At 43.6% G+C, this 22,571-nt stretch carries 18 protein-coding genes; 9 read left to right on the top strand and 9 right to left on the bottom strand.

Going from position 1 to position 22,571, the window contains the following annotated elements; genetic code table 11:
- Together HW45_RS23475 and HW45_RS23470 are read left to right on the top strand one after the other, a co-directional pair.
- Nucleotides 1-498 (top strand): response regulator, encoded by a 498-nt coding sequence (locus tag HW45_RS23475; protein ID WP_038230235.1) that lies wholly within the window; start codon nucleotides 1-3, stop codon nucleotides 496-498.
- Between the two features lie 310 nt (nucleotides 499-808).
- A complete protein-coding gene (locus tag HW45_RS23470; RefSeq protein ID WP_038230233.1) occupies nucleotides 809-1,354 on the top strand; it encodes a hypothetical protein in 546 nt (181 codons plus the stop codon).
- A 52-nt stretch (nucleotides 1,355-1,406) separates the two neighbouring features.
- Here HW45_RS23470 and HW45_RS23465 read toward each other — a convergent pair whose 3' ends face one another.
- Entirely contained in the window at nucleotides 1,407-1,997 is a 591-nt protein-coding gene (locus HW45_RS23465) for a TfoX/Sxy family DNA transformation protein (protein ID WP_038230231.1), read from the bottom strand.
- A 374-nt stretch (nucleotides 1,998-2,371) separates the two neighbouring features.
- Here HW45_RS23465 and HW45_RS23460 point away from each other — a divergent pair, with 374 nt between their 5' ends.
- The 5 genes from HW45_RS23460 (at nucleotide 2,372) to HW45_RS23440 (ending at nucleotide 7,929) form a co-directional block, all read left to right on the top strand.
- The gene (locus tag HW45_RS23460; RefSeq protein ID WP_038230229.1) at nucleotides 2,372-3,295 is read left to right on the top strand and encodes an HDOD domain-containing protein; all 924 of its coding nucleotides are present in this window, start codon (nucleotides 2,372-2,374) and stop codon (nucleotides 3,293-3,295) included.
- Between the two features lie 90 nt (nucleotides 3,296-3,385).
- Nucleotides 3,386-4,291 (top strand): lysine exporter LysO family protein, encoded by a 906-nt coding sequence (locus tag HW45_RS23455; protein WP_038230228.1) that lies wholly within the window; start codon nucleotides 3,386-3,388, stop codon nucleotides 4,289-4,291.
- 98 nt (nucleotides 4,292-4,389) lie between these two features.
- The gene (locus tag HW45_RS23450) at nucleotides 4,390-4,902 is read left to right on the top strand and encodes a hypothetical protein (protein ID WP_006074733.1); all 513 of its coding nucleotides are present in this window, start codon (nucleotides 4,390-4,392) and stop codon (nucleotides 4,900-4,902) included.
- Nucleotides 4,903-5,086: 184 nt separating this feature from the next.
- Complete coding sequence (gene panP, locus HW45_RS23445; RefSeq protein WP_038230227.1) at nucleotides 5,087-6,745, top strand: pyridoxal-dependent aspartate 1-decarboxylase PanP; 1,659 nt, start codon at nucleotides 5,087-5,089, stop codon at nucleotides 6,743-6,745.
- 329 nt (nucleotides 6,746-7,074) lie between these two features.
- A complete protein-coding gene (locus tag HW45_RS23440) occupies nucleotides 7,075-7,929 on the top strand; it encodes a MurR/RpiR family transcriptional regulator (protein WP_006074735.1) in 855 nt (284 codons plus the stop codon).
- A gap of 52 nt (nucleotides 7,930-7,981) precedes the next feature.
- Here HW45_RS23440 and HW45_RS23435 read toward each other — a convergent pair whose 3' ends face one another.
- Nucleotides 7,982-9,208: an iron-containing alcohol dehydrogenase gene (locus HW45_RS23435; RefSeq protein WP_038230225.1), complete on the bottom strand. Its 1,227-nt coding sequence runs from the start codon at nucleotides 9,206-9,208 to the stop codon at nucleotides 7,982-7,984.
- Nucleotides 9,209-9,617: 409 nt separating this feature from the next.
- On the opposite strand from HW45_RS23435, the gene HW45_RS23430 reads away from it, so the two are divergent.
- Complete coding sequence (locus tag HW45_RS23430; RefSeq protein ID WP_006074737.1) at nucleotides 9,618-9,884, top strand: GrxA family glutaredoxin; 267 nt, start codon at nucleotides 9,618-9,620, stop codon at nucleotides 9,882-9,884.
- A gap of 255 nt (nucleotides 9,885-10,139) precedes the next feature.
- Nucleotides 10,140-11,822 carry an aspartate:alanine antiporter gene (locus HW45_RS23425; RefSeq protein ID WP_006074738.1) on the top strand — a complete coding sequence of 561 codons (1,683 nt, stop codon included), beginning with the start codon at nucleotides 10,140-10,142 and terminating at the stop codon, nucleotides 11,820-11,822.
- A 116-nt stretch (nucleotides 11,823-11,938) separates the two neighbouring features.
- On the opposite strand, the gene fabV is transcribed toward HW45_RS23425, so the two are convergent.
- From fabV to HW45_RS23390, 7 genes are all read right to left on the bottom strand, one after another.
- Nucleotides 11,939-13,141 carry an enoyl-ACP reductase FabV gene (gene fabV, locus HW45_RS23420; protein ID WP_006074739.1) on the bottom strand — a complete coding sequence of 401 codons (1,203 nt, stop codon included), beginning with the start codon at nucleotides 13,139-13,141 and terminating at the stop codon, nucleotides 11,939-11,941.
- 187 nt (nucleotides 13,142-13,328) lie between these two features.
- Entirely contained in the window at nucleotides 13,329-15,611 is a 2,283-nt protein-coding gene (locus tag HW45_RS23415; RefSeq protein WP_038230223.1) for an acyl-CoA dehydrogenase, read from the bottom strand.
- A gap of 79 nt (nucleotides 15,612-15,690) precedes the next feature.
- Nucleotides 15,691-16,326 (bottom strand): TetR/AcrR family transcriptional regulator, encoded by a 636-nt coding sequence (locus HW45_RS23410; protein ID WP_171389170.1) that lies wholly within the window; start codon nucleotides 16,324-16,326, stop codon nucleotides 15,691-15,693.
- A gap of 390 nt (nucleotides 16,327-16,716) precedes the next feature.
- Nucleotides 16,717-17,886: a Na+/H+ antiporter NhaA gene (nhaA, locus tag HW45_RS23405; RefSeq protein ID WP_038230220.1), complete on the bottom strand. Its 1,170-nt coding sequence runs from the start codon at nucleotides 17,884-17,886 to the stop codon at nucleotides 16,717-16,719.
- 309 nt (nucleotides 17,887-18,195) lie between these two features.
- Nucleotides 18,196-19,311 carry a lipocalin-like domain-containing protein gene (locus tag HW45_RS23400; protein ID WP_038230217.1) on the bottom strand — a complete coding sequence of 372 codons (1,116 nt, stop codon included), beginning with the start codon at nucleotides 19,309-19,311 and terminating at the stop codon, nucleotides 18,196-18,198.
- Nucleotides 19,312-21,765 carry an ABC transporter permease gene (locus tag HW45_RS23395; RefSeq protein WP_038230215.1) on the bottom strand — a complete coding sequence of 818 codons (2,454 nt, stop codon included), beginning with the start codon at nucleotides 21,763-21,765 and terminating at the stop codon, nucleotides 19,312-19,314.
- A complete protein-coding gene (locus tag HW45_RS23390; protein ID WP_006074745.1) occupies nucleotides 21,746-22,417 on the bottom strand; it encodes an ABC transporter ATP-binding protein in 672 nt (223 codons plus the stop codon). The genes HW45_RS23395 and HW45_RS23390 overlap by 20 nt, the downstream gene beginning before the upstream one ends.
- Between the last annotated feature and the right edge of the window lie 154 nt (nucleotides 22,418-22,571).

Raw genomic sequence — 22,571 nt, 5'->3', positions numbered from 1 at the left:
ATGAGCGAATACCTAATCCTATGTGTAGATGATGAACGAGAAGTGTTGGACAGTGTTCTACAGGACCTCGATGATTATGAAGAGCATTTTGTTGTCGAAGGTGCTGAATCAGTCGATGAAGCAAGAGAAGTGATTCAAGAACACGCTAAAGATGGTACAAAATTAGCACTGATTCTCTGCGACCATATCATGCCAGAACAAACAGGCGTCAGCTTCCTTATCGAGCTTAGTGAAAATGAAGAGTTCAAGCACTGCCGTAAGGTACTACTCACAGGGCAAGCTGGTCACGAAGATACAATAGAGGCGGTCAATCACGCCTGTCTAGACTTCTACATTAGTAAACCATGGAAAGGCGATCACCTGAGAGAAGTCGTTAAACAGCAGCTTACTGATTTTGTGATAGAACACGATAAAAACCTCGCCCCTTGGGGACGAATCTTAGATACAGAACGGATTTTTAAGGCCCTATCAGATAATCGAATGAGCTTTGGCGAATAACCGAGTTTCATCCCAAATACCATTTCTGTGAACTATAGCTTCATAACAGACTGTAGTTGTAGGAATTATAGAGTGGCTACTCTCAGGTTTTCTGTTACTAATTCCTTACAGAATGCGGACGTTTTGATTGAAATCTGTATGACAATGTAAATTTTTGGGAATTTGCCCCCGTTAAAGACACTTTTTATTGGTGAATCAATCACAAATTGGATTATCATACCCCGATAATGATTGTCGCCATAAGCTTGATGCGACGCGCGTGCTTCTTATGGGCAAGGAATTAATTTCAACAAAAAGGTTTAGAGACACTATGCGCAAAACTCTATTAGCCGCTCTGATGGTGATCACTTCTCAGCAGGCGTTTGCAAACCAAGAAGAACAACGAGCTACAATGAGTAACTTCAACTATGATTACGCTGAAGCTCGAATTGGTGCAAGTCCGATGACATTCGGTGCTGCAATTAGCAAGTCAATCCACCCTAACGCTCATATCGTTGGTAGCATTGATTCTAAGTTTGAAGGCGATTACGATTTTTCTGGTGGTGTTGGCTTCCACGCTCCGGTAAATAACTGGGCGGACTTTACTGGTGAAATGCTTGCTCACATTCACGACAGCGGTGAGCATCACAAAACAGATACAGGTATGGAAGTTAATCTAGGTGTGCGCCAATGGTTAGGTCCACAACTTGAGATTGGTGGCAAAGCCGGTTACCTGAATGTTGGTGATAAAGATCGTTGGATGGGTAGCGTATATGGTCGCTTCCACTCAACTGAACTCTTCTCACTAGGCTTAGAGGGCCGTATCAACCATATCTATGGTGATCAACTTATGTTTACTGCTCGCTTTGCATTCTAAGGCTATTAGCGAACGGATCGAAAAAGGTCGTGCTAAGCACGACCTTTTTTATTTAATCGATTTCTGAGCAGTACTGTAACAGCTGCTGTTTACGGGGGTCTTGAATCAACTTCCAGTGTATTCCTTCAACCGCACCTGCGAATTTCCAAAGCAATTTTACATCCACATCATTGCCATAGGTTCTTTTTACTTTATTGAACACTTGCGGCGCACCCAACTCTAAGAATGTTTTTACATCTTCAATGCCGGACTTCTTCACCATACGCTCGAGCGTGAGCTGCATATTCGGTAGGTCTCGAAGTCTTCTATTTTCGACAGACTTCTTACTTGAGTGTTGTTCAACAGAATTAGTAATAGAACGCTGCACTAAGTCACTTAACATTGGTGCGCTTTCATTAAACAACGCTGTAATGTCGTAGTAATTAACAGTTGCCGTAGATTGCTTTTTAACATGCCTAAACTTTTCACAGTTTAGGTTTTGTAGCGTCTCGTCTAAAGCACAGCCACCGCGAATAAAGACTCTATCGTTACTGATAAGTGCATACATAGCACCGTCTTTAAACAGCCCTGTACCACCAAACATGGAACGCTTTTGAGAGATACCGAATTGAATTGTGTAGTTGTAAAAAGATTGCTCTATCATTTCCTTTGATCCTTAATCTTTTACCCCGATTAATACGATCACCAGAAATAGCAGCGGATAAATGCGAAAAAATATTATTTAGAGTCAGTCAATATAAGCAGCAACTGCTCTGTTTGTTTTATATGTAATTATAATAGTTCACAATGCAAAATAAGTCTGGCTCAACGTCACAAATGTGCGACTTAAAAGCAAAAGCTTTGCGAGTCACTTCACATGTTCTCTATTATACAACCAATTTCATTAACAATTTTCTAATTGAATGGTGTTTCAAACGTCAAACAATTGACCTAAGACTACATTTTGGCATTTAGGTTATTGTCAATTGTAAAGCCAGACAGGTAAACTGACCTTCTATCTCCAGCTGTCGAAATCTTATGAACCACTTATCTTTTTACTGGCTACCAGACAACCAACAATTATTTATAGAAAGCTTAGAAACTGAATTTGCTGAGCTCGTAGAACAATCAATTAATACCGGAAAAATATCCCTTCCTCCAATTTCCGAAGTTGTTCTCAAGATTCAAAAACTGTGCTCCTTAGAGTCCACCGGGATTTCGGACATCGCGAATTGCCTATTGGAAGATCCTGGGCTAGCAGCCATCGTGCTCAAAGTCGCCAACTCTGTCATCTTTAATCGTGGCAATGTGACCTGTAAGGACCTGAATACAGCGGTCTCTCGCCTAGGTATCCTTCGTGTCCGAGACATTGTGACTGCCCAATCAATCGAACTTCTTAAGCACTCTGTCAATCTGACTGAAGAATGTAAGGATGTTTTGGTACAAAGTGCAGCAGTATCAAGAGAACTGGCTGCGACCATGGTGATGGTCACTCAAGCTTTCCAAGATCAAGCGCCGACAAGCTATCAATATCTTGAGCAAGAAAAAGCGCTACTTGTTGGCTTCCTGGCCGACATCGGACTTTTCTGCCTAGTTAACGAATATCACCTTTACTTAGAGAAAGGTAACTATCTCGACTCCAATCTCGCGATGCAAATATTCCACTCGCGCTGCCCTATTACCAGTGAGCAAGTATTAAAAACTTGGGGCTTTGACAATGATTTTATCGAAGTAGCGTCGAATCAACCGAAGTCTCTAGAGCGACCGGAAGTGTCCTATCTCGATATAGCACGAATCGCCAATCACGTGCTGTTGTATCGAAAGCAAGACCACGAAGCATTAGAAGAACATGAAGTCGAAATAAACGTAGATGGTGCAGAAGTGCTGTATAAGTTAACGACGATGTCTGATCAGGAATTCAAAACCAAGACATCAGAAATTATCCGCTCAGCAGGAATGTAGGAGAGCAATCTCCTATCTCACTCTTGTTTTTGTGAAGTAAACCTCTCACAATACCGCATACGCTAATAGTAACGAAGGATCGTCGCGTCAATGTTTTCAGGGATGTTGTATATTTTTACGCCGCTAGTCATCGGTTATTTTTTCTCTATTAATAATAAATCATTGCTTGAGGCATTAAATAAAGCGACCTCATGGCTGATTTACATCATCTTGTTCCTGATGGGACTGAGCCTAGCCGCATTAGATAACTTCGGAAGCAATCTCAAGACCATTGTTACCATGACATTGGTGTTCTTTGTGTCAATCGGTGCCTGCAATTTGCTGTCTTTACCCTTGGTCGACCGTATTCTGCCGCTAAAGACCGAAAACCTGACAAGTAACCTACCCCTTTCAGCCATGGCGTTAGAGTCCCTAAAGCTTATATTAGTGGTCGGTTCAGGCTTAGTAGCCGGTCTATTGTTGCCAATAGGTTTAGGCTGGGTAGAAACTGCCAGTGAGTGGATTCTGCTCGCTCTGTTATTTTTTATCGGTATTCAATTAAGAAACAGCGGACTCACGCTAAAACAGATTCTGGTAAATAAACAAGGTATGGCGATAGCACTCATTATTGTCGCGAGTTCTCTCATAGGTGGTGCAATTGCTGCAATGGTGCTTGATATCTCGGTCTACAAAGGTCTTGCTATGGCGTCAGGCTTTGGGTGGTATTCACTAGCAGGAATTCTAATGGGCGATGCATTTGGACCAGTTTACGGTGGTGCATCTTTTATGATTGAACTGTTAAGAGAGCTGGTTGCACTTGTCTTTATCCCATTATTAATCACCAGAAAGCCCTGTACCGCTATAGGCTATGCTGGAGCAACAGCAATGGACTTTACCCTACCCGTCATTCAAAGCACTGGTGGCGTAAGATGCGTCCCTGTCGCCATCGTTAGTGGTTTTATTTTGAGTCTATTGGTACCAGTCATGATGTTATTTTTTGTATCACTTGCTGGTTAGATCGCAGGAAAACAGCAATTTTTCAGATATGCTTCGCTATCAAAACAACAATAAAGACGTATTAATAATTTAGTTAGCCCAATTCAAAGGACAATATAATGAAAAAATGGCTTATCGCAGCAATGCTCGTCGGAACTTCTTTTTCCTCATTTTCAGCTGACACGCAATGCTTAGAGAAGAAATACGATGCTTATATCGATGCATCTATCCAATGGTATGATGATCTTGTTCAATTAACGACCCAGCAATATCCAGAACTTGAAAGCGTTGGACAATGGTTTCTAGATGGTCGTAAAAACCATTTTGAACTTAATCGCGAAGCCGTTCATTACTACTTAAAGAACGAACCAACCAAAGTGGCAACCGAGCGCTCAATCGAAAGTTGGCTACAACTAGAGCAACAAGATGTAAAAGCGCTAGCACAGCGTAACGACATGTTAGGTAAAGCTGCTGCTAAGAGCTTCGCTGATCGTCAAGCTAAACCTCATGAACAGAACTACGATCTGCGTAGCGCGTTTGCTGATTTACTCAGCCACCCAAAGAAGATCGACACCGCACTTAATAAATACAACTCGGCTATCCAGAAGGTAGAAAAAACCGAGTGTAAATAGTGGATTAACGACATTTAAAAAGCTGGCAAACTGCCAGCTTTTTGCGTTTTATTTGACCATTCACACAATGCTTCGCACGCAACCCCATGAAAATTAAGTTCCCATTCCAATTTTTGCGAGACTTTCACCGCTAATTGGTTTAGATTGTGCCGCTTGCAGTAACGGAATAATAGTAGATCACGGTATGGTATCTGAGCAGAAAATTGCTGATGTCAGCTTCGAAAGCCTTCTTCGAATCTTCACTATCCCTGAAGGACCAGATTCAACTCTGACCCAAATCGAAGAAGGATTGTCCAAGAACTTAAACCAGTTTTTGCGCGAACATATAGTGGCAGAAGAAAAGCCTTTACATGAAATTGAAAAGGACTTTTCTAGTGCTGTTATTCCAGAACAACCAGCGTTTGTTTCGGACCATACTGAACACCTTCTTGATACGTTAGTATCGCACTCGGTACACACCTCTTCACCAAGTTTTATTGGTCATATGACCTCGGCCTTGCCTTATTTCTTGATGCCGTTGTCGAAAATTATGATCGCGCTAAATCAGAACTTGGTAAAGATTGAAACCTCTAAAGCATTCACGCCTCTAGAACGCCAAGTTCTGGGTATGCTCCATAAACTGATTTATGGTGAATCCGACCCTTTCTATAGTCGATGGATGCACAGTGCTAACCATTCTCTTGGTGCATTTTGCTCGGGAGGCACCATTGCTAATATCACCGCACTTTGGGTGGCACGCAATAACGCGTTAAAAGCACAAGGTGATTTCCTTGGCGTGGAAAAAGAAGGGTTGTTTAAGGCAATGAAACATTACGGTTATGAAGGTCTAGCCGTGCTTGTCTCTGAACGTGGGCATTATTCTCTAAAAAAAGCTGCCGACGTCCTTGGCATTGGTCAACAAGGTCTGGTCGCAGTTAAAACGGATAGTTCTAACCGAATCTGCCCTGAAGATCTAAAAGCCAAATTTGCTCAGCTCAAAGAAGACAAGATCAAACCTTTTGCGGTCATTGGCGTTGCCGGGACAACCGAAACAGGTAACGTTGATCCATTAAGAGAAATCGCTCAAATCTGCCAACAAGAGTCTTGTCACTTTCACGTTGATGCGGCATGGGGCGGCGCTACTTTGATGTCGGCTAAATATCGCTATCTACTAGATGGCGTGGAACTGGCGGATTCAGTGACAATTGATGCGCATAAGCAGCTTTATATCCCTATGGGTGCAGGTATGGTGTTGTTCAAGCAACCAGATGCCATGAAGAGCATCGAACACCACGCTCAGTATATTTTGCGTAAAGGGTCGAAAGACTTAGGCAGTCACACTCTAGAAGGTTCACGCTCAGGCATGGCAATGCTCGTGTATGCCGCAATGCATATAATTAGCCGTCCAGGTTATGAGCTGTTGATCAATCAAAGCATAGAGAAAGCTCGTTACTTTGCTGACCTCATTAAACAACAAGACGATTTCGAGCTTGTAAGCGAACCAGAATTGTGTCTCCTGACCTATCGCTACGTTCCAAAATATGTCCGTAATGCACTGGCTAGTGCTTCAACCGAGCAGACAACCGAGATCCATAACTTGCTAAATGAACTAACCAAAGTCATTCAGAAAAAACAGCGAGAAACCGGGCTCTCCTTTGTATCTCGCACACAACTTAATCCAATTCAATGGACACTACGCGACACTATTGTGTTTAGGGTCGTTTTAGCCAACCCTTTAACTACAACGGATGTATTAAGTTCAGTGCTTGAAGAACAAAGAGATATTGCTAAAACGGCGCCTAACTTAATGGCAAGACTTGAGCAAGTCTCTCACGAGATCCTTCAAACAAAAGACCAAAAATGAAATCAATTTCATTCTCGCAGTTATGAAAATTTCTTTCTGTTTTGTGGGAGTAATACGGTAAAAACGAGCTAGAAACTGTCGATTTCTGGCTGTTTTTTCTTCAATTGTTTTTTTCTTCCATTTTTTTGTTTGATGCCTGTCATATTCTAAAGATTTCATGTGAGCTTTTATTACAGCTCGTATGCTGCTTCGTTTATACTGAGGACATGGAGTTGGCGTATTTCTAACGTACTATAAGAACTCAATGTTAGATTGAGATTTGCGAAATTACCTTTTGCTCTTCACTAATAGAATCGCCAGCAAGTTGTTCTCTTTACCCTGTGAACACTATGAATACACTAGAGAAAGTCCAAAAAAATTTAGAGAACTTCAGTAAATCTGAACGTAAGGTTGCTGAAGTTATTATGGCATCCCCCCAGACTGCCATACACTCAAGTATCGCGACACTCGCTAAGATGGCGGATGTTAGTGAGCCAACTGTTAACCGCTTCTGCCGTCGTTTAGACACCAAAGGTTTCCCAGACTTTAAACTGCATCTCGCACAAAGTTTGGCGAATGGTACACCTTATGTGAACCGTAACGTCGAAGAAGACGACGGTCCGGATGCCTATACTCATAAGATTTTTGAGTCGACGATGGCATGCTTGGATGTTGCTAAGAACAGCCTAGACCCGATGCAAATCAATCGTGCGGTTGACTTGCTGACTCAAGCAAAGCGAATCTCTTTCTTTGGTCTAGGTGCTTCCTCATCGGTTGCTCGAGATGCTCAAAACAAGTTTATCCGTTTCAACATCCCTATTTCTTGTTACGAAGATGTAGTAATGCAACGTATGAGCTGCATCAACTGTTCAGACAACGATGTTATCGTACTAATTTCGCACACAGGTCGTACTAAGAGCCAAGTTGAAATTGCTCACCTTGCTAGGGAAAACGGTGCAACAGTTATTGCCGTCACCGCGAAAGACTCGCCGTTAGATAAGGCCAGCTCACTATCTATTACTGTCGACGTACCAGAAGACACTGACGTTTACATGCCGATGGCTAGCCGTGTGGTACAGATGACCATCATTGATGTCTTAGCGACAGGCTTTACATTACGTCGTGGCTCTGGCTTCAGAGACAATCTAAAACGCGTGAAAGAAGCATTAAAAGATTCTCGCTACAACAAAATGCCTAACTACTAGTCATAGAGAATTTGTTAAAAAAGAGGCCAATGGCCTCTTTTTTTATTGCTCGTTAATCTGTCTCAACGGGATTATTGCGAATCTCTACTTGGTTTGCGTCTTCATGGGTTTGCGGATGTCCGTCGCACTGACATTGACACACTTGATTCAGGATAAAAATAAGTCTGTCTTCAGTTAATGGTATAGGGTTACCTTTAATAGCTACAGACTTCATCGCATCAGCAGCAACCTGATCGAAAGACGTATTACAAACGCCAAACTCGGACAATTGTGGCAGTTCAAGCCTTTCGAGAATCATATTCACCCAAAGCACGCTGTCTTCAATACTGGCGTTGGTTCGTCCAGTAAGAATTTGCGCCATATTTCGGTATCGATTCAACACGTCACTGCGCCCTGCTCTTTTCGCGGCTTTAATGTTTTCAGTCATGACATGTGGAGCAAGTCGTGCGGTAATCACGCTATGCGGCGCGGTAATTTTACCACCAAGCGCTGAGGCAAGGCCATGAGCGGCCCCCAATTTGGCATTCGTTATCGCCATTCCGCCAAGCATAGCGGCAAAGGACAAGTCCGCACGCGATTTGGGATTATCTTGTTTGCAACCTGAGATAATGGAATAACTGAGGCGTCTCAAACCTTCTTCACAAACCATATCAGTCAATGGGTTGGGTTCACCACACACGTACGCTTCCATTAAGTGAGTAAATGCATCCATTGCACCCCGCCCCGAAGTGTAAGCATCGGTACCGTAGGTTAGAACAGGGTCGACAATCGCCACATCAGGCAACATATCCGGATTCCGTAAACTCACTTTAACCTTATCTTGTCCAGATTTAAGTACCGCATTCTTCGTCACTTCAGCTCCAGTACTGGCTGTAGTTGGAATTGCGATCATGGGAATAGGTTTGGTTTTTAATGGCACATTTCGACCCACAACTTCAACATAGTCGTAGACATCACCCTGATTGGGAATGATCGCAGCAAGTGCCTTACCCATATCTAAAACACTGCCACCACCAATAGCAACCACCATGTCAGGCTTAAAACGCCTACCCATGATCGCCGTTTCCTCGACCATGGTAATGTTAGGCTCACCCCGAATGGCGACATGCTGATAACGCATGTTTTGGCTATGAAGATAATGAATTACAGGGTCAGCTCTTTGACGCTCCTGCCCTGTTACCAGCAACACACTGTATCCAAACTGATTGATGATTGAGAGGGAAGATTGAAGCGCGCCCTCTCCGAAGATAATACGACTAGACGTCATGAACTGAAACATACCAATATCCTTTAGGTATACCATTCGACTCACTAATCAAACCATTGCCTATGAAACTAGCAATACAAATACTCTAGGTGTGAGTCTTATTGGTAGTGCAAACATAGAAAAGAAAAGCTTCGATAAGCATGCAGTTTCCTTTGCTGCAAAAACTTGATTTAAACCAAGCTACTTAGTTTTTGCTCTATTTTATATCGACAACTTTGCCATAAATCACACTCCGTTATGTTCAACTTTGCATCTAACTGAGTAAATTATGCTCTGATAGTTTTCACCTATTAGAGCAAGTGGGATTTGCCACTTTATTTCCTTTTCATCTTGAGGCATAGTGGTTTCCAACAATATGAAAGAGCTGAGACTTGGTCTCTTTAGATGCTCAGAAAAAGTTTAATCTTCAAGGAGAAAGTCAATGTTCGTAGTGATTTTTGGTCGCCCTGGTTGTCCATTCTGTGTTCGTGCAAAAGAGCACGCTGAAAAGCTAAAAGAAAAACGTGACGATTTTAACTACCGTTACGTTGATATCCATGCAGAAGGTATCTCAAAAGCAGATTTAGAGAAAACTGTAGGTAAACCTGTTGAAACAGTACCTCAAATCTTCATTGACCAAGAGCACATTGGCGGCTGTACTGAATTTGAAGCCTACGCTAAAGAAAATCTTGGCCTTTTTGACGAATAATCGTCTGCACTATCAATAGTATAGTTGAAAAAAAGAGTCTCAATAGCCAGCTGATATCAGCTGGCTTTTTTATTTGCGCGCTGTATCCATTTTCATCAAGACTGTCATCAATTGTCAGGCTTTGTCTGGGTTAGGATAGAAATACGTAATCTAATAGTAAAACATAAAAAAAATCACTTATCTTTTTGATTATTTCGGCTACAATCGCCACACTTTATTAATCTCAACTTAAGCCTCTTCGAGCAGCTACATACAGTGAATATCGACGTAGTAAATTTGCTAGATCAAAACCCGATTCTTCTCATCTTTGTCGCTTTAGCGATTGGCCTTGCTTTTGGCAAAATTCGCTTTGGTAATCTTCAACTCGGCAACTCTATTGGTGTTTTAATTGCCTCTCTCGTCATGGGACATTTAGGTTTCAGTTTTAATGCGGAAGCCTTGACCATCGGCTTTATGCTATTTATCTACTGTGTGGGTATTGAGGCTGGTCCCAACTTCTTTGGCATCTTTTTCCGTGACGGAAAACACTATTTGATTCTCAGTCTTGTGGTGTTGGTCACCGCACTGACAGTGACCTACTTTGCTAGCCACTACTTGGGACTTGATTACGGTCTTTCCGCAGGTGTGATGGCCGGAGCCTTAACCGCAACACCAGTATTAGTAGGTGCTCAAGACGCCTTAAATTCAGGGCTTGCGACGATTCCGCGTGGAATGGACTTCTCTTTGGTCATAGAGAATCTTTCTGTAGGTTATGCAATGGCTTACCTGATCGGCCTTATCAGTATGATCATGCTTGCCAAGTTACTGCCTAAGTTGCAAAAGCAAAACCTGCACGACTCTGCACAGCAAATCGCGCAAGAACGAGGGTTGGGCGGCTCAGGCCAGAGAAAAGTCTATCTGCCTATTATTCGCGCTTACCGTGTCGGACAAGAACTCATCGACTGGACGGACGGGAAAAATCTGAGAGAGCTTGGCATTTATCGCCAAACAGGCTGTTATATCGAACGAATTCGCCGTAATGGCATCTTGGCTCACCCAGATGGCGATGCAATTTTGCAAGAAGGCGATGAGATTGCCTTAGTTGGCTTCCCAGATAGTCACGCTCGACTAGACCCAAGCTTCCGCAACGGTAAAGAAGTATTCGACCGCAACTTGCTCGACCTGCGAATCGTTGAAGAAGAGATCGTAGTAAAAAGTGACAACATTGCAGGAAAGAGCTTATCGAGCCTAAACCTATCCGAGTATGGCTGTTTCCTCAACCGAGTCGTTCGAGCGCAAATTGAAATGCCAATGGACGCCAATATCGTGCTGGCAAAAGGGGATATTCTTCAGGTCAGTGGTGAAAAGAGTCGTGTACATGGCCTTGCAGAGAAAATTGGTTTCATTTCGATCCACAGCCAAATGGCCGACCTGCTCGCGTTTTGTAGCTTCTTTATTCTTGGCATTATGTTTGGTTTGATTACCATGACTTTTGGTCAAGTTTCGTTTGGTCTAGGTAACGCTGTAGGTCTTTTGCTTGCAGGGATCACGCTCGGTTTCTTAAGAGCCAACCACCCTACCTTTGGTTACGTTCCTCAGGGGGCCCTGAACATGGTCAAAGATCTTGGCTTGATGTTCTTTATGGTTGGTATTGGCTTGAGTGCAGGCGGCAAGATGTTTGAGCACTTAACTCAAGTCGGTCCCCAAGTCATAGCGATAGCTTTCTTGGTTAGCGTTGTGCCTGTTGTTTTAGCTTACCTTGTTGGAGCGTATATTCTGAAAATGAACCGAGCGTTGTTGATAGGTGCGATTGTGGGTGCACGAACTTGCGCACCGGCTATGGATGTTGTTAATGAACACGCACGTTCAACTATACCGGCACTTGGTTATGCGGGCACCTATGCTATTGCTAACATACTAATGACACTAGCAGGTACCATACTTATCATCTTGTCCTAGTCTTTTATAACGAAAGCTCTAGGGCAACGCTTCTATTAAAACTTGTTATTTCTATATACAGCAAATAACAAAGGGGCGCATAAAGCGCCCCTTTTCATTATCAACTAATGTCTCGATTATAGGTCGATAACATCAAACTCTACCAGTGGTGATACATCTGCATCGTAGTCCACACCGTCAACACCGAAACCAAACAGCTTCAAGAACTCTTCTTTGTACTCAACGTAGTCAGTTAGCTCTTTTAGATTTTCAGTTGTGATTTGTGGCCAAAGTTCTGCGCAGTGCTTCTGGATGTCATCACGCAGTTCCCAGTCATCTAGACGTAGACGATTCTTTTCATCGACCTCTGCAGCGCTACCGTCAGCTTTGTAAAGACGCTGAGAGAACATGCGGAAGATCTGCTCCATACAACCTTCGTGGATACCCTCTTCACGCATCTTCTTAAATACCATTGCGATATAAAGAGGCATAACAGGAATCGCCGAACTTGCTTGAGTCACAACAGACTTAAGAACCGCTACATTGGCACTACCACCAGTTTTAGCCAACTTATCGTTAAGCTCGGTAGCGGCACGATCTAGGTCCATTTTTGCTTTACCTAGTGCGCCTTCCCAATAGATAGGCCATGTCAGCTCAGTACCAATGTATGAATACGCAACCGTCTTACAACCGTCTGCAAGTACACCAGCATCTGATAGCGCGTTAATCCATAGCTCCCAATCTTGGCCGCCCATTACAGTAACAGTATCTTCAATCTCTTGTTCTGTCGCAGGCTCAACACTTGCTTCAATGATAGTGTCTGAGTTTGTGTCTACTGCTGTAGAAGTGTAAGTCTCACCAATTGGTTTTAGCGATGAACGAATCAGCTCACCCGTTTCTGGAAGCTTACGTACTGGAGAAGCCAATGAGTAAACCACCATGTCGATTTGACCAAGATCTTCTTTGATTAAATCAATAACTTTTTGTTTTGCTTCGTTAGAGAAAGCATCACCGTTGATGCTCTTCGAGTACAAGCCTTCTTCTTTTGCTAGCTTGTCAAAAGCAGCAGAGTTATAGAAACCTGCTGTACCAGGCTTACGTTCTGTACCTGGTTTTTCGAAAAATACGCCGATTGTCGCCGCACCACCACCGAATGCCGCAGCGATACGAGAAGACAGGCCATAACCACTAGAAGAACCAACAACAAGTACACGCTTTGGCGCGTTTGCAATTGGCCCTTGAGCTTTGGTATAGGCGATTTGTTCTTTTACGTTTGCTTCACAACCTACTGGGTGAGTAGTAGTACAAATAAATCCACGAATTCTTGGTTTGATGATCATATTCAGTTCCTCAAAAAATCCCTAGTAGGATAAGAGTTTCAATCCCAGTTCGCATCTTATTTCTGTCAATTTCCTTGAATTTTCTAAGTGGTTGGAGCACTTTCGGCGCCTAATCCTCGATTTCTATAAAAAAAGCGCCCTATAAAAAGGCGCTTTTTGCTGTTCACAAGAATAGTTTTTGTCCTAGTTAGGCAACACTATTCAACTTTGGCTTGGATTCTGAGTGCGTTCTTACTTCAGACATGTCATGGCTAAAGTGATCAACTTGAATCGCTTTGTAGCGAAGAGCATCCGCTTCACGAATTCTAGCGACTTCTTCTTCAGTCAGAACATTAGCTTCAATTGCTTGATTCAATCGATCTTCCAATAGGCCTTTCTTCGCCACTTTGCCTTCTTTCACACCAACAAACAGCTTTTTCTCTAGGTCACGAATGTTGTACATCGCGATAAAGGCGTTTTCCATAAGACCGACATTATCGTCCTCTTTCGGCCCGATGTAACATAGGTGAGTCAGGCGATCACGATGCGCACCCGGTACCATCATGCTTTTCGCTAGTTTCAACCCTAGGTCGTCTGATGGTTTCTCAAAATGGTTACCAATCGGGAATAGTAGACCTTTCAAAGTCACCCCTGCCCATCGTGCTGGGAAGTTGCGGTAAGCTTCGTTCAGTGACTTCGCTGCATGGTAGAAACAATGTTGAACCGAGTAATGAACGTAATCCAAGTCAGCTTGTTGACGACCATCATCTTCATACTTCTTCAGCGCCGCAGAAGCCATGAACAGGTAAGCAAGACCGTCACCTAAACGTGCTGAGATCATCTCTTTACGTTTCAGATCACCACCCAGTGTCAACATGGCAAAGTCTGCACTCACTGCTAAGGCTTTACTTAGGCGAGTTAGGTCTTTGTAGTAGCGTTTCGTTGGACCACTCATATGAGCACCAACAAATGCAGAACCCGTTAATGCTGAAGTAAAGGCGCCCAAGGTGTTTTTAGTTGCATGACCGATATGTTTGAACAGTAACTTATCAAAGTCCTCAGCAGCCTGTTTCTCATCTGGGTTGGCTGCTGCTTCCATCTCTTTAAGGACATATGGATGACAACGTGTTGCGCCCTGACCAAAGATCATCAAGTTACGAGTGAGGATGTTTGCACCTTCTACTGTGATTGCTACCGGGATACCCAAATAGCTCGAAGCAAGGTAATTCATAGGACCATCTTGGATGGCACGTCCAGCATGAATATCCATAGAGTCATTGAGGATAGTGCGCGCCATCTCAGTCATATGGTATTTGGCAATCGCGGTAACGATCCCTGGTTTTTCACCCATATCCAGCGAGGTAGTCGTTAACGTTCGAGTCGCTTCAAGTAGGTAAGTTAGGCCACCAATACGACCCATAGCTTCTGCTACACCCTCAAACTTACCGATAGACATACCAAACTGTTTACGAACATAAGCGTAAGCACCCGTTGTTCGTGTTGTTAGGTGCCCAATAGCGGTGCCTAGTGCTGGAAGTGAGATACCTCGACCCGCGGACAGACATTCAACCAACATTCTCCACCCGCGACCTGCATACTCTTGACCACCAATCAGCCATTCCATTGGGATAAATACATCTTTACCACGTGTCGGACCGTTCATGAATGCCAAATGCAGTGGGTCATGACGCTCACCGATCTCAACACCTTTATGGTCTGCTGGAATCAGTGCACAAGTGATACCGATATCTTCTTTGTCACCCATGAGTTTGTCGGGATCGTGCAATTTGAAAGCAAGACCCAACACGGTCGCAACTGGTGCAAGCGTGATATAACGCTTATTCCAATTAAGGCGAATACCTAATACTTCTTTGCCTTCATGCTCGCCATAACACACGATACCTTTATCTGGGATACCGCCAGCGTCAGAACCCGCTTCAGGGCCCGTCAATGCGAAACATGGGATATCAGTACCGTCAGCCAAGCGTGGCAACCAATAATCTTTCTGCTCTTGAGTCCCGTAGTGAGACAGAAGCTCGCCCGGACCTAATGAGTTTGGAACCATAACCGATACGGCAGCACTAATACTGCGAGTCGCAATTTTAGTTACAATAGTAGAGTTCGCTAGTGGCGAGAACTCTCTACCGCCAAACTTTTTAGAGATAATGAGAGAAAAGAAACGCTCTTTACGCAAGTATTCCCATACTTCTTTCGGTAGATCGCGGTCTTCTTTCACGATTTTGTTGTCATCTAACATCTCTAGCAGTGTTTCAAGCTCATTGTCCATAAAGGACTGCTCTTCTGCTGACAGCGTCGGCTTAGGGTACTGGTGCAGTGTTTTAAAGTTAGGCGTTCCTGAGAATAACTCTCCATCCCACCATACGCTCCCTGCTTCCATTGCTTCTTTCTCGGTTGCCGATAGTGGCGGCAATACCTTCTTAAACATTTTGAATGCAGGGTCACTTATCCATTTTCTTCTAAGAGAGCTCATGATACCTATCCTTTTGTTCAGATTATTTCTTGTTATTATTTGGGTTATTAGTTTGATTAAGGTTTTAGCTTGGTAGTCATTATTCCGCCGCTACACCTGCAGCGAGATAGGGAATGATTTGGTTGATGATTGCTTCCGCATCTACTTCTTTATCAAAGGAACTCAAAGCAATTTCTGACAACGCTTGACTCGATGCCATAGTGAATACGCATGTACCCAGTGTTAGGTGCAAACGCCAAAACAGGGTTTCCGCATCTAACTTTGGATTCGCTTTCATCACGGATTGAGTGAACATCGCTAACGCTTCGGTGTATCGAGTAGTGATAAACCAGCGCAGGTGGCCTTGAACATCGGTATAGCCACGTCCAACTAGCGACATGAATCGGCTCGCTCCTCCCGGCTTCACTTGATTCAAGCTAAGCAAAGGCGACTTCAGCGCACCAAATACATCAGCCATTGTGTAGTGCTCACGCTCATTCAATTCGTAGAGCGCCGCTTCTACAGCTGGCATGAACGCTTCCAGATAACGATTAAGTACCGCTCGAACCAGAGTTTTTTTATCGCCAAAATGATAATTCACAGAAGCCAAATTCACGTTAGCCTTACTCGTGATAGTTCTGAGAGAGGTATCGTTGAAACCATGCTCAGCGAACAGTACCTCTGCGACATCGAGAATCTTATCCTTGGTAGTTACTCTATTGGTCATTTCAATCATCCGTATCAAACACACGTTTGAATATACTCTCGCAACAGCAAGATAACAAGTGATTAACATCAAACTTTTTAATAAATACATAAGACTGGTCTGACAAGATTTATAACCAACTGTTTTCATTAAACTTTGAAAATATTCTTAAAAAAACGTGTTTTTTTATGAACTAATTCATCTTGGCTAGGTCTATTTAAGTGTTATCAACAATAACTTGTTTTACCGACATGACGCTGATTTCCATTGTTATTGTTGATGACATATGCTGCTTTTTCTTATTAACTCCTATTTTTTGTATCCGCCCAAACCAACATTGGTTTGGGCTTTTTTTATTCGTTTTTCAAACATAAAAAAACCCAGCCTAAGCTGGGTTTGTCTAATCATAGTTTCTGGCAGTTAGTATTGAACCTTAGGCTCTGGTGCCTCTTCCTTAGGAAGTGAGAAGTTAAGCAGTATGTAGCCAAGAACAGCTGCTGTTGTTGAGCCCATCAAAATGCCCAATCTAGCGTATGTATCAAACTCAGGACTCACTCCAGTAAACGCTAGAGATGAGATGAAAATCGACATGGTAAAGCCAATACCACACAAAACAGACACCGCAAACACCTGCTTAAAGTCCACACCATCAGGCAATTTTGCCACACCGAGTTTCACTGCTAACCAACTAAAGCTGAAGATACCTAGTGGTTTACCGACCAACAGACCTAACGCAATACCAAGTGGCAACATCGACGTTAGACCCGACATCGACACACCTTCCAGCGAGATGCCAGCATTGGCAAACGCGAAGATAGGTAGAATCAAGAATGCGACGTATGGATGAAGTGCATGCTCTATATGTTTCAGCGGTGACTTCTCGCCTTCATTCCCTCTAAGAGGAATAGCAAAGCCTAATACCACACCAGCCAAAGTTGCGTGCACGCCAGAGGCCAATACGCTCACCCAGAGCACCGCACCAACTAAAAGGTAAACAGGTATGCTTGTCACCTTCTTCGCGTTCAACATGAACAACACTGCAGTCATGATAAAGCCAATAGTTAACGCCAACGTAGACAGATCGCTGCTATAAAACAAAGCAATAATAACGATAACGCCTAAGTCATCAATGATAGCAAGTGCAAGTAGGAATACTTTCAAAGCTACAGGGACACGCTTACCGAGCAACGCCATGATACCTAAAGCAAACGCGATATCCGTTGCTGCAGGGATAGCCCAGCCACTCATCGCTTCAGGATCACCCATGTTAAACAGTACATAAATAAGTGCCGGAGCCAACATGCCACCGACCGCGGCAATCGCAGGGAAGATAGCAGTCTCTTTAGACTTCAATGCACCTTCGAGTAGCTCACGTTTTACTTCCAAACCAATCAGGAAGAAGAAGATCGCCATCAAACCATCGTTGATCCAGTGTGAGATAGACAGACCAAACACGTAGGTATGAAGCACGCCTTGATACATTTCGTTCAATGGAGAGTTTGCGACGAGCATAGCAATCGCAGCAGCGATAACGAGGATGATACCTCCAGCTGACTCCATCTTGAAAAAATTACGAATGACGTCATTCATGTTGTAAAGCCCTTAATAGTTATTCATCTTGTCAGAATGTTAAAAATTGTATATCTAGTTAATTTTCAGAAAAAATCGATTCTACGGAGTTTATACTACGGAATTTCCGAAATATAAAACTAAACCGTTCGAGATATCCTCACAAGTAATGGCCATGTTAGATAGAAGTATAGTGCATAGATACGCAGCTAGTCATTGATAAATTCAATCACTTAGCTGTAGTCAATATCATTTGAGAGTTAAAGGTAGAGGAGAATTAGTAACAGATTGTTACTTGTAACTATATAACAACAAAAAGGTTTTTCTTACCTAATAGCCACTAAGTTGCATAAAACCAATAGCAGAATTTGAACCTTTGGCCGTAACTGAACCTTGCCATTGTGGTACGACGAAATTCACCCAGTTATCTCGCTTACGAGCATTAATAACCAAGTTAATATTTTGGCTGGGGATTTGTAGATTCCAAGATAGAGGCACACGAGTTCCTGACGCAAATTCCGTATAGTTGAGCGCCTTAAGTATGATGTCCTCCGATGGGATGTTTATGATGTTACCACTAATATCAATCAAAGAAGCAGTGGTATAAGGCATATTGTCTTTGTAACGATATTGGCTCACCTGTAGCGCTTCTGTATCGCTCAGCCAAAGAAGAAAGTTATCTTCGCCGACATAATTTGCACCAACAAGCTCACTACCCCACTCTTTACTTAACCAAGCGCGGCCTGTCACTTTCAGCACCTTACCATCTGATAGGGTCAACTCTCCTGTTGATGCAACAAACGGCGATTCAAAAGTATAAGATGCGCGAGGGAGTAGATCATGTTTGGCGTGGTAGCCATTTTCGCCAATAAGAGCATATGGCCCGGTTTGTTTTAACTGAAGATTCACACTGAAGTTATCGCTGGATAAGCGCAGATTCCCAGGCAGTGGCTGATTAGACAGAGAACGCCAAGACCACTCATCAATCCAAACGCGAAATGGACGGCTAAGACCTCCCGCCTGACCGATACCACCACGAGCGATGCGCTGATCGGTAAACATTCCTAAATGGCTATTCATCACTAAATTTGCGATGTAGATCTGTGGATCTTGCCAACCCGTTGCAATACGGTCATCGCTGGCATAGCGAAAAAAGCGCCATCTTAGCCAGTATGCCTGACCAGATTCGTCTTTCAGCTGCACCACCATTTGCCACCATTCATGTTGGAATTCAGGATGAAAACGGAAGTCTCTTGGTAGCTCAACCTCTCGGTCGGGTAAAACAGGTTCAAAAACCTTACGACCTGGAGAACCAAATACAGTATTGATATAGGTCGCTTTAGTCACACTGGGCTTTGACTCGCGTGATTCCGTTAGCCAAATTGAAGTGCTAGCGACCACCACTACCAGCAAGCATGAGAAAATAAGCTTCTGCATACGATTCATCTATAACGCATCCCTTAACGAATGAATCGGTGTATTACGTATCAACTTCAGCACTGGTAGCGCTCCTGCAACTACCAATGCCAACAGAGACCACAAACATGTGGTGAGATACTGCCATGGGACAATCTGCAGCTGTAAAGACCAACCGAACGACTGCTTGATCACAATATCCACAATCAGTTGCGCCAGTGCAATACCAAGCGGCATAGCAATAATGGCAGAGATAAGTCCAAATACCAGCAACTGTAAGCCACCCATTAACACTAGCTCTTTTGCGGAAATACCCAGACAGCGCAGCAATGAGGTATGACGTTGTCTAGAGATCTCCCCTGCTATCGTTGCAAAGAAGATACCAAACACAGCAATCACCAAAGTGATATTGCCCAGAGTATCAGCAATCGCAAAAGTACGATCAAAGGTTGTCATCGCTTTCGCGTGAATAGACGTGTTGTCGTAAATCCGTTCACTGTTTAGCCTAAATGTCGATTGCAGACGTCTTTCGACAAACAACGATTGAGACTTATCATTCAGTACCGCTCCTAACGCCACATCACCAGAACCTTCTAAGTTGGCTAGCCAACGATTTTGCGATAACAATACTTGATGATAAGGGTTTCCGTAATCATAGTAGACACCTATCACGTGCCAGTTCCCACCCAGTGGTGGGCCTAAATCGACATAATCACCCGGACGAATATCTAACTTAAGCGCCATAGATTCGCTGATCATGACACTGCGAGAATGATGAAGGTTATACCAATAGTTAGGCACAGCAATTTTAACGGTTAACGCGTCGCGCTCACCTTCTGAGTCACCCGTACTTACCACTTGCATCATGCCATGCTCTGTCGGGATCTCTTCTTCCCAGCGCCACCAAACGCGATCAACCTCGGGCTGAGCCTCCAACCATTTACTCATGCGAACCGCATTATTGTTGGTGGGATAGACGTAAATATCGGCCGCAAGCCTTTGGGTTAACCATCGGTCAGTAGTATCTCTAAAACTACCAACCATAGTCTCAACCCCCATATTAGCAGCCATAGCTAACATGAAAGCCATATTGGCAACACCGCGGTAGCTCATACTGGCAGCTGCATCCGCAAAGAACCAACGGACTTTCACCCAGCGGAGAGAGTACGAAAATAACGTGAAGATTTTCCAAGTAATAAACGGCGTAATCAATGCGACACTTAGCAACATCAAAACAATGATGGCATAACCTGAATTCTGCGACTTAGGTGCTTGATAAATAGCAACTGCAGCCACACAAAATCCGCATGCTACAAACGCTTGCCATGTAAACTCTGCCCCGGTAAATCGCATTAACGATAAACGAGCAGAAAGTCGAATAGGTTGAGATTTCAAAAGTCGGACTAACGGCCAGCCACACGAGACCACAGCCCCAGTGAACGCTAATAAGAAGCTATAAAGGCTCCATTGCCAGCTCCACTCAATGCTCAAACCAATGTTCGCATCATAAAGATCATTCAAGCTCTGTGAGACTGCTGGAATCAACTGATTTGCCAATGCTAACCCAAACAGGTTGCCACCAAGCCAGCTCAAGAACACTAAAGCCGCCAGTTCAAGACACAAGGCTTGAGTCAACTGCCACCCCGAGACACCGACTTGGCGCAGACTACCAACCAAAGGCTGACGCTGAGCTAAAGACAACGACATCGCTTGGTAGAAGATAAACAGGCCAACAACGAAAGACAGCATACTCATCGCAGACAAATTGGTATGGAATGCTTTAGTGAGAGATTCCAGTTCTGATTGTGAACTGCGTGATAACGTCATACCATTTGGAATCATCTTACGAAGATTCTCAAGTTTGGATGCACTCATCTCACCACAAGCAATTACAGACAACCCGGACGATTTTTTCATCGCACGGACTAAAGACATATCCGCTAAGATACGCGTTCCGCGAATACCTTTCTTAGAATCAATCTTGATAGGGCCTAACTGAATTCCATTATTGAGCGTCAACGTATCGCCATTTTGCCAGCCCTTGAGCTCAGCAAGATCATGACTCACAATAATTGTCGTTGGGACTTTTATCATATCTTGCGATGCGATATCGCCAATGGTGACGACATTACGCAGCTGCAATAAAGAAATTGGATCTACGCCAACTAGGTTAAGCTCTAAACCATCAGCTGTGGTTACTTTTTGAATGTCAAAAGGCACACATTGCTTGAACCCTTCGCGGCGCAGTTGGATATAGAAGCCCTGCGGAATTTTGGTTTCTGCGTGCTTTGGGCGAATGCGGTATGGAACGGGATTAGCGAAAAGTTTTTCACCGCTTGCGTAAGCCTGTTTAGCGTGGTGGTTTATAGCCGTAACGCCAACTAATAGCGATACACCAAGCGTTAAACCAAGCCAGACGAGAAGAATTTGTAGCGGGTGGCGACGATAATGGCCAAGTAGTGCTTTAACTACGGGCCATAACATGAAGTTGCCCCCCTTGAAGGCGGATAGAACCGTCCATATGAGAGGCGACTTTTTCACTATGGGTGACAACAAGCAAGGTGCACTCTAGATGTCGTGTCAGTGAAGTAAGAAGTCGCATTACCGCTTCAGCGTTACGCTCATCCAAGCTACCCGTTGGCTCATCGGCTAGCAGAATTTTTGGCTCCATATATAGCGCGCGAGCAATAGCCGCACGCTGTTGCTGCCCCCCAGAAAGCTCTTCTGGATAACGACCAAGCAACGCCATTAAATCTAACGCGGATAAAATCTGACGCCAAAGCCCTCGATCTTCTGGCAGTCCTTTAATCTGTCTGCAGAATCGAATATTGTCGGCAATATTAAGAGTTGGTAGCAAATTGAACTGCTGAAAGATATGACCAATGTTATTTCTTCGATAAGCCGTTCTAAGACTTTCTTTTGCGTCATGCATAGCAAAATCGGGGTACCAGATTTCCCCAGAATCGACCTTATCGATGCCAGCGATTAAGTTAAGTAGTGTACTCTTACCCGAGCCACTTTCACCCATCAATGCCAGTTGTTCACCTTGCGACAGTGTTAGCTCTGCACTTTGCAATACAGGATGGAATTCTCCACCGTCAATATAGCCTTTACAAAGGTCTGACAACTTAAGCATTCAATCTCTTCAATCACTGGTAAATTTGGAGTGTGAATCTACACTAAATTTGCAGTTCTAGGAAGCAAATTTGGCCATAAAGCCCCTACATTGAGTCGGTTTAGCTCAATTTCGATTCAAGATATCGTTTTTTAAAAGAATTGGAATTTGGAAC

This window comes from Vibrio sp. ER1A (genome assembly GCF_000733315.1).
Classification (GTDB): Bacteria; Pseudomonadota; Gammaproteobacteria; order Enterobacterales; family Vibrionaceae; genus Vibrio; species Vibrio mediterranei.
Note: the sequence above shows the minus strand (reverse complement) of the source record. Positions and strands in the feature narration are given on the sequence as shown.

Bases quoted from the DNA above. Each gene is read 5' to 3' on its own strand.
- HW45_RS23390 (WP_006074745.1), bottom strand. From the start codon at position 22,417: ATGCTTAAGTTGTCAGACCTTTGTAAAGGCTATATTGACGGTGGAGAA.
- HW45_RS23460 (WP_038230229.1), top strand. From the start codon at position 2,372: ATGAACCACTTATCTTTTTACTGGCTACCAGACAACCAACAATTATTT.
- HW45_RS23440 (WP_006074735.1), top strand. From the start codon at position 7,075: ATGAATACACTAGAGAAAGTCCAAAAAAATTTAGAGAACTTCAGTAAA.
- HW45_RS23430 (WP_006074737.1), top strand. From the start codon at position 9,618: ATGTTCGTAGTGATTTTTGGTCGCCCTGGTTGTCCATTCTGTGTTCGT.
- HW45_RS23465 (WP_038230231.1), bottom strand. From the start codon at position 1,997: ATGATAGAGCAATCTTTTTACAACTACACAATTCAATTCGGTATCTCT.
- HW45_RS23400 (WP_038230217.1), bottom strand. From the start codon at position 19,311: ATGAATCGTATGCAGAAGCTTATTTTCTCATGCTTGCTGGTAGTGGTG.
- HW45_RS23470 (WP_038230233.1), top strand. From the start codon at position 809: ATGCGCAAAACTCTATTAGCCGCTCTGATGGTGATCACTTCTCAGCAG.
- fabV (WP_006074739.1), bottom strand. From the start codon at position 13,141: ATGATCATCAAACCAAGAATTCGTGGATTTATTTGTACTACTACTCAC.
- HW45_RS23395 (WP_038230215.1), bottom strand. From the start codon at position 21,765: ATGTTATGGCCCGTAGTTAAAGCACTACTTGGCCATTATCGTCGCCAC.
- panP (WP_038230227.1), top strand. From the start codon at position 5,087: ATGGTATCTGAGCAGAAAATTGCTGATGTCAGCTTCGAAAGCCTTCTT.
- nhaA (WP_038230220.1), bottom strand. From the start codon at position 17,886: ATGAATGACGTCATTCGTAATTTTTTCAAGATGGAGTCAGCTGGAGGT.
- HW45_RS23475 (WP_038230235.1), top strand. From the start codon at position 1: ATGAGCGAATACCTAATCCTATGTGTAGATGATGAACGAGAAGTGTTG.
- HW45_RS23455 (WP_038230228.1), top strand. From the start codon at position 3,386: ATGTTTTCAGGGATGTTGTATATTTTTACGCCGCTAGTCATCGGTTAT.
- HW45_RS23435 (WP_038230225.1), bottom strand. From the start codon at position 9,208: ATGTTTCAGTTCATGACGTCTAGTCGTATTATCTTCGGAGAGGGCGCG.
- HW45_RS23415 (WP_038230223.1), bottom strand. From the start codon at position 15,611: ATGAGCTCTCTTAGAAGAAAATGGATAAGTGACCCTGCATTCAAAATG.
- HW45_RS23450 (WP_006074733.1), top strand. From the start codon at position 4,390: ATGAAAAAATGGCTTATCGCAGCAATGCTCGTCGGAACTTCTTTTTCC.
- HW45_RS23410 (WP_171389170.1), bottom strand. From the start codon at position 16,326: ATGATTGAAATGACCAATAGAGTAACTACCAAGGATAAGATTCTCGAT.